Below are 7816 nucleotides of genomic sequence, written 5' to 3'. Positions count from 1 at the left end.
CTCCACTCGGCCTCTCGAGGGGGCGGTGCATCAAGATCAAAAGCTGCAGGCGAGCTAACGCTCGGCCTGTTGAGTGGTGAGGGGCGGGTGTACACCGCCCTATTTGTAGGAGCGAGGCTTGCCCGCGAAGGCGGCCTGACAGCCGACCAATCTCTCCCGGATGTACCCAGTCCAACTGTGGGAGCGGGCTTGCTCGCGAAGCTGTTGATCTTGCCGTTGCTTCGGCTTTTGATCTTGATCTGTCGCCCCTTTCCCAGAGGCCGAACGCAGGCGTTGCGTAGGGGGCACCGCGGCCATGGATGGCCGATGGCGGCGGGCCACCGGAGCAATGCCTTCGTTATGGCATGCCGAGCCTAGGCGAGGCACCGAATGGCGGGGCAAGAGCGCTTTGGTTACTTTCGCGCTTTTCGAAAGTGACTCGCTGTAAAAGCGAAACCCTAAGCCGCCGTTACCGCAAACACGGATATGTACACCATCAAAAAACAAGCCGCCTGGCATACAGCCTTCGCGGGCAAGCCTCGCTCCTACAAGGGCGGGCGATAACCGCCAGCCGGCACTACCGCAGAAACGGATATGTACCCAATCAAAGCACCCAGTCGACTATCAGGCCGCCTTCGCGGGCAAGCCTCGCTCCTACAACACCAGGCCCCTAACTCTCCAAAGCCCGAGAGATATGGAGATACCCATGCCGTTCTAACACGACAACGCGGCGGGGAAACTAATTGAGAACGCCCCCCTGGGGAGCCAATCATCATGAACAAACTGGAAGTCAGGTACACCACCCTGCGCGACGCTTTCACATTGTTCGGCGTGCTGTTCTATATCCAGGTGATAGGATTTTTTTTCGGGCTGGCTGATACGTCGAATCTGGGCGCAGCCGAAAAAGACCTCGAAGGCAACGTGGTCAACCAGATCTGCGGCCTGATCACCCTGCTGGTTCCGTTGTTCTTCTTCATCCGCAACAAGGTCTTCATCAGCAAAAGCTTTTACAGGCACAACGCCTTTCTGCTGATATTCATGCTCAGCCTGGCCGTATCGATCAGTTGGTCCTACGACCCGATGTTGAGTTTCAAACGGTTTGTGGCGCTGATCAGCGTTGTGTTCTTTGCAGGTTTCATCGCCTACAACTACCGCCTCGAGAAAATCGCTTTCATGCTCGGCTGCACCATCGGCGCAGTAGCGTTGTTCGGTTTGATATTCGCGCTGGTAAGGCCCGACATCGTCTTCATTGATGGCGGCATTCGTGACGGTGCGTTCAAGGGAATTTTCCCGGAAAAAAATGCCGCTGCCCGAATCAACGCGATCGCCATTCTGTTACTGCTGCCGATGATCCGTCAGCGCAATCCCTGGGCCATCATTTACTCGCTGTTCTCGCTGATCGCGATTGCGCTGGCCCAATCTGCCACGGCAATTGCACTGATTGTGGCTGGCGCCGTGAGCTATTGGTACTTCCTCACGCTGATCCGCTTGCACATCAACCGCTCACTGACAGCATTCCTCGGTACGACAATTATCTATTTGCTGATCTGCCTGTTTCTATACGGCAATTACACCCTGCTGCTGGAGTTGATGGGGCGTGACGCGTCACTCACCGACCGCACGCTGATCTGGGACTTGCTCACACCGCTGATCGACGCCGAATTCCTCAAGGGTTACGGCTTCGGCGCTTTCTGGTCCAGCCCGGACGCCGAGACATTCATCAACCGCTGGGGTTACATCGGCAATGCCCACAGCGGCTACATGGAGGCCTTGCTCAACGGCGGTGTCATCCAGCTGACGGCACTGATCCTGATGCTGATCGAGGCGTTGATCAAACACTACCGAGCCGTGGTGTCGGATCAATCGGCGCGGTTTCACGCCAGCGCCATGGTCATCATCGGATCGTTCATGCTCACCAACTATGTGGCGTATGTCGTTCCCAACTACCGCTGCGCAGAGTTTCTGGTGTTCTGCATCCTCGCCCTCTCATTCCGGCACCACCACGCGACATACCCCGAGTTGTCACGGCCAACCCTGGGTCAGCGTCCGCCTGGCAAGGCATTACCACGCGACTCAGCCAATGCGTAACAAAAGGAGAAATAACCGTGCCAGACCAAGCCCCCCCTTCAGCCCAATCAGTATGCGTCGTGATTGCGATGTACAACGGCGCCGACAGCATCGAGCAAACACTGGCGTCCGTGGCCGGGCAAACCCGATTGCCCGATCACGTCATCGTCATCGACGATGGTTCCACCGATGATGGACCACAACGCGTCAAGGACTTTGCGGCGCCGTTTCGCCTGACGCTGTTGCATCAAGCCAACGAAGGCCAGGCCAGCGCCCGCAACCACGGACTGCAGCACACTGAAGAGACTTATGTGGCGTTTCTCGATGCCGATGACAGATGGTATCCGCAAAAGCTGGAGCAACAACTGGCACTGTTTGACGAACTGAATCGTCAGGGACGGCCGGTGGCGCTGATAGATTGCTACGTGCACAACGACTACAGCGACGGTACGCGAATACTGGAAAACCGGCAAAAAAACGGTAGGCATTTCGACGATTTCATCCGCGCCAACGTCCTCAATGGCGTGTCCTCCGCGATGGTCAGACGTGACGTGATCATGCAACTCGGCGGCTTCAATCCCAGCCTGCGTTACTCCGAAGACCGCTTCATGTGGACCCGGATCGCCGAACACTGGGAGGTTCACACCGTGCCAGAGGTGCTGCTGCAGCGCATGGTCAACAGCGGCAACATGACCGCGCAACCGACAAGGTACTACCCGTCCAAGATCAGGTTCATCGAAGCGTTCCTCGATCACTTTGGCCCGCGGTTGAGCAAGCAGCAACGGATCGATTTCGCGCTGGGCGCCCACTCCGACTTTCTCGAACTGTTTTCCCGCAGAGGCGAGCATGCCCAGGTGATCGATGTGTACCGGCGAATGCTGGAGTACTCCTGGCAAACGCTGATTTTCAGGAACGGCAAACCGACCTTGCGCTTGCTCTATGCATGCGCCCAGTCATTGCGCAAGGCAGTTGCGTCAACCACCGCTCATTGAGCCGGTATCCGCCATGGCCAATCACCGTCTGGTTAAATTGATCTGGATTTTCACCGAGAAATTCGGCCTGATTTTCCTGTCGATGATTACCTTTGTCGCGTATGCCAGGCTGCTGTCGCCCACAGAGTTGGGTGTGGGCACGGTCATCATTGCCATCGTCGAGTTGATCGGCATGATGTATTCCTCGGTTCTGGAAGACCCGCTGGTACGCCTCGAGCGGCTGGAAGACAAACACATCGCCACAGCCTTCTGGGCGTCGGTACTCGTCAGCCTGGCGTCCATTGTCGTCATCTCGGGCGCAGCGATTCTGTACACGCCTCACCCGATGCTGCAATGGATGACGGCGGTGGCCTCGGTAAAAATCCTGTTCACCATGATGGCGCGGGTCTATGTGGCGCAAATGCGCCGTAGCGGCAACTTCAGGATGCTGGCGTCGCGCACGCTACTGGGCAAGGTGTGTGGTGGCGTGGGCGGCATCGCTGTCGCGCTCTGGGGGTTGGGCGCCTGGGCGGTCATTGCTCAGGCACTGATCATGGAGTTCGTGTCCATTATCGTATTGATGCGCGCAGACCCGCGCCGCATTGCCTTTTACATTGACGGCCCGCTCTTGCGCGAACTGTTGAGGGCCGGCGCACCGGTTGCCGTCAACGCGCTGAGTTCGCAATCGCTACAGCGCGGGGTCACCGTCATCCTGGGCATAACGGCCGGCACCAACGCGGTTGGCATGTTCAACATGGCGATGCGCATCATCGATCTGCCGCGCACGGCGATCTATCACGGCCTGATCAGCTATGCACTGCCGGTGTTTGCCCGACGCAGCGCCGATCCATCGCGGTTACGCGCGATCATCAGCGATTCGACCGCCGTCAGCTGCTTCCTGCTGACGCCCCTGTTCATCGGCATCGCACTCACAGCGCACGACCTGATCCTGTTGATCTTCGGCGCCAAATGGACCGAGGCCATTGTGCTGCTGCAGGTGCTTGCGGTCACGGCAGCCATCGGTAATACCGCCATGTACGCCACGACCGCACTGGTCGCGGTCAATTGCAGCCACCTGACCATCAAGGCCGAAGTGGCAACCACCGTATTGGCACTGGCGCTGGTCTATGGCTTCGGCAGCCTCTATGGCGGCATGGCCGCCGCCCTCGCCCTGCTAGTCCGGATGGCGATCATCACGCCACTGCAAATCCGCGGGTTGAACAGTGCAATCGGCTATGGCTGGCGGCGATTTTTCGAAACCAACTATCGCTGCGTGATTGCTTCGTTCGTCATGGCAGCGATCGTCCTGATGGTTTCTTCCCGCCTGGGTGTTCAGGGCTACTTGCACCTGATCTGCAGCATCGTGGTTGGCGCGCTGAGTTATACCGTGGCGTATAGCGTAATGCATCCGCGCTGGCCGCAAGAATTCAAATCGGTATTCACCACCCGCTGAGAGGACGCACCCGACAACCTTTTCCCTTCCCGACCACATTCTCCTGACTCGTGCAATTTCCTTGTGACAGGAACGCCTCATCATGCACAAAACCACGTTGATTACCGGCGGGGCCGGATACATCGGCTCCCATACCACCCTGACCCTGATTGACGCCGGTCGACAGGTGTTGGTCCTCGATAACCTGTGTAACAGCTGCCGCGAATCGCTCACGCGCCTGGAGTATCTGACTCGCAAGCGAGTCGATTTCATTGAAGGCGATATTCGCGATAGCCAGTTGCTCGACGATATCTTCAGCCGCTACGACATCGATGCCGTGATGCATTTTGCCGGTCTCAAATCCGTCGAGGAAAGCGTTCACAAGCCGCTGGATTATTACGCCAACAATGTGGTCGGCACGCTCAACCTCTGCCATGCGATGGCCCGGTTTGAGGTCTTCAAGCTAGTGTTCAGCTCGTCGGCCACCGTGTATGGCGCACCCCGGCAGATACCGCTCATCGAAGACCTGGGCGCAGGCAAACCGATCAATCCCTATGGCCGCACCAAGCTGCTGATCGAAGAGTTGCTCACCGACCTGTGCCTGTCCGATCCGCAATGGAGCATTGCCGTGTTGCGCTACTTCAACCCGATCGGTGCTCACGATAGCGGGCTGATCGGAGAAAACCCCAATGGCAGGCCCAACAACCTGCTGCCTTGCCTGACACGGGTCGCGATGAGGCAAGTGCCCGAACTCATGGTGTACGGCAGCGACTACCCCACTGTCGACGGAACGTGCGTGCGCGATTACGTCCATGTGCTCGACGTTGCCGATGGCCATCTCAAAGCGTTGCGGGCGTTGCAGAACACAAACGGCATCCACGTCTGGAACCTGGGAACAGGCATTGGCCATAGCGTGCTGCAGATCATCCACAGCTTCGAAAACATTACCGGTATTACCATCCCCTTCCGGTTCGCACCGCGCCGCGACGGCGATATCGCCGAATGCTGGGCCGACCCCACCAAGGCCGGGCGTGATCTAGGCTGGTACGCACAGCGCGACCTGATGCAAATGATCATCGACACCTGGCGATGGCAATTGTGTAATCCGCATGGGTACCACTCCCAACCCGGATTGGCGGCATCGACTGCGTTGAAGCAATGGATATGAGCAGGTTCATTCTTTTGGCGACCCTACTATCGATCGTTTGCAACGCGTCGGGTGGCACTCCCCCGCCGGTGGCCAACGGCCTGGTGCTGTGGCTCGACGCCGCCGACGCGTCGACAATGACCCTCGATGCGCAGAACCACCTCCTGCGGTGGCACGACAAATCCGGCCAAGCCAATGACGTTACCGTAGACAATGGCGCAGACGCCGCACTCCCGCAGCGTGTGGAGAACGCCATGAATGGCCATCCGGTGGTGCGCTTGAGTGGTACTTCAGCCTTCCTTGGCAAGGCCATTCGTACGGCAAAAGGCCCTGTTACCCTATTGATCGTGTCACGCAGACTAAACGAGCAAAGCGGCGGCGAGACCTGGCAGCGACTGTTCAGTTCGCGCCCGATAATCGACGACAACGACAACGTGCCGCCGAACTTCGCGATCAGCGTGCAACAACGCACCGCCTACGATCCGACCCTCCTCGTCCTGGAACTCAACGACGTGCCCATCGGCCCGTACGCGGTGGGGCGCAACGTAGTCGGCAGCGTCGAACATTTGCGCGGCGACATCGCCGAAATACTGTTGTACGACCGGCACCTCGCCTCCCTGGAGGAACGGCAGCGCGTCTTTCAGTACCTGTCGAAAAAGTGGTCCGTCGCCCTTCCCAAGGCTGCCAATTCCTGGACCCGCGTCGGCCCGCTGGGAAAGGTACCGGAACGGACCGACACCGGACTGCCGCTGTCAGATCAGGGCAATGCCGGCCAATGGATGCTGGACACACGATTCTCCGACGACTTCGATGGCGCGACCCTCAACCCCAGTCGCTGGCACGTCAACAACGCCACGGGCACCGACTCACTCGGGCGCAAACCGGCGCTGTTCATGCCGGACAACGCTTACCTGAGCGACGGCCATCTGAACATCGTTTTTCGCAAGCAAACCTTGCCGCAAAAGTACGTAAAACTCGGCTTTGAAGGTTACAGCTCGGCGATGGTCCGAACGATCGAGCGCAGTTTTTACGGCTACTACGAAGCCCGCGCCAAACCGATGGATTCAGCCGGCTCCAGCGCCTTCTGGCTCGCGTTTACGGGGCTTGCCGACAATGCCACGGAAATCGACATTTTCGAAATCGGCGGAAAAACCAAAAACGCCTCCTTCGACCGTCGATACAACATGAATGCCCACGTTTGGGCCACGCCACACAGTACCGAACATTTGAGCGATGGCAGCAGTTGGGTCAGCCCATGGCGGCTGGCCAGTGACTTCCATGTCTACGGTTTTGACTGGCAGCCCGACACATTGCGCTGGTACGTCGACGGCGTACTGGTGCGCGAGGCAAAGAACACCCACTGGTTCTTCCCCATGCATATCCTCTTTGACAGCGAGGCCATGTGGCAGTGGTTCGGCGTAGTCGACGACGCCGATCTGCCCTCCATCTTCAGCGTGGACTACCTCAAGGTGTGGCGTCGCGGTAGATAGTCGCAACTCGACCGGTTTTATTGAAAGGCCTCAACCGCTTTTCATCGGAGCCAGGCATTACCCGAAACCCAGGAACACACCCGTAAAAGAGGTCGCAGTAATGAACGGTACGATGACTTCCGATCAAGCGATGGCCTGTCTGAATCTGGCGCTTGAACGCAACAAACAACTGTTCAACGAAGCCTATCGTTTGAGCCACGCCGCCCTTGATCTTCTCGATCAGCCCCACATGGACATAGAAAAGTTCACGCGGTATCAGAAGAAAAGAAGGCAAGCCGATCTTAAATACCTGGAAGCCATCGAGCACTTGCGATTAATCATGGCTGAATATCCTGCCCATCTCTTCTCTGCGCAGAACTCAATACATGAGCCACCGTTTCGGCTGAGGGATGACGACGAACTCTGACCTGCCAGCTCGGTGGTTCTGGAAAACATGCCATAACGCCCTGCGCGAACCAGAACAGAGCACTGCGGCTCGGTAATTCCCGCGACTGGTGCGTTGATCGCCTTTTCTGCCTTCACAGCCCTATAGCTAACGTCTCCCACTGCATGAGCGACAGGCTGACAAGTGGTCGATGGCACGGCTGGCAAACAACTTGCTTAGGTCTGATCAGGCTTGAGCCATCAACGACGATGGCTTCGCAAACATCACGGACAACGGCGTCCGCTCCCCTGCGCAATGCGACAGGTGGGCGTGCGCCGTTTTTGCTTTCACCCCGGCATAAAAGGA

General features: G+C 57.9%; 6 protein-coding genes. All 6 read left to right on the top strand.

Going from position 1 to position 7816, the window contains the following annotated elements:
* Positions 1-753: 753 nt before the first annotated feature.
* Positions 754-2067: an O-antigen ligase family protein gene (locus PMI18_RS01635; RefSeq protein WP_007907347.1), complete on the top strand. Its 1314-nt coding sequence runs from the start codon at positions 754-756 to the stop codon at positions 2065-2067.
* Positions 2068-2084: 17 nt separating this feature from the next.
* Entirely contained in the window at positions 2085-3038 is a 954-nt protein-coding gene (locus PMI18_RS01640) for a glycosyltransferase family 2 protein (protein WP_007907345.1), read from the top strand.
* A gap of 13 nt (positions 3039-3051) precedes the next feature.
* Complete coding sequence (locus PMI18_RS01645; protein WP_007907342.1) at positions 3052-4470, top strand: oligosaccharide flippase family protein; 1419 nt, start codon at positions 3052-3054, stop codon at positions 4468-4470.
* An 82-nt stretch (positions 4471-4552) separates the two neighbouring features.
* On the top strand, positions 4553-5617 hold the full coding sequence (gene galE / locus PMI18_RS01650; protein ID WP_007907340.1) for a UDP-glucose 4-epimerase GalE: 1065 nt from the start codon (positions 4553-4555) through the stop codon (positions 5615-5617).
* A gap of 14 nt (positions 5618-5631) precedes the next feature.
* The gene (locus PMI18_RS01655) at positions 5632-7086 is read left to right on the top strand and encodes a family 16 glycosylhydrolase (protein WP_238542633.1); all 1455 of its coding nucleotides are present in this window, start codon (positions 5632-5634) and stop codon (positions 7084-7086) included.
* 100 nt (positions 7087-7186) lie between these two features.
* Entirely contained in the window at positions 7187-7492 is a 306-nt protein-coding gene (locus PMI18_RS01660; protein ID WP_007907337.1) for a hypothetical protein, read from the top strand.
* The last annotated feature ends 324 nt before the right edge of the window (positions 7493-7816 follow it).

Source organism: Pseudomonas sp. GM102 (assembly GCF_000282555.1).
Lineage (GTDB): Bacteria > Pseudomonadota > Gammaproteobacteria > Pseudomonadales > Pseudomonadaceae > Aquipseudomonas.
Note: the sequence above shows the minus strand (reverse complement) of the source record. Positions and strands in the feature narration are given on the sequence as shown.

What these genes read in the sequence shown, in the direction of transcription:
- PMI18_RS01635 (WP_007907347.1), top strand. Translation starts at nt 754, where the DNA reads ATGAACAAACTGGAAGTCAGGTACACCACCCTGCGCGACGCTTTCACA.
- PMI18_RS01645 (WP_007907342.1), top strand. Translation starts at nt 3,052, where the DNA reads ATGGCCAATCACCGTCTGGTTAAATTGATCTGGATTTTCACCGAGAAA.
- galE (WP_007907340.1), top strand. Translation starts at nt 4,553, where the DNA reads ATGCACAAAACCACGTTGATTACCGGCGGGGCCGGATACATCGGCTCC.
- PMI18_RS01660 (WP_007907337.1), top strand. Translation starts at nt 7,187, where the DNA reads ATGAACGGTACGATGACTTCCGATCAAGCGATGGCCTGTCTGAATCTG.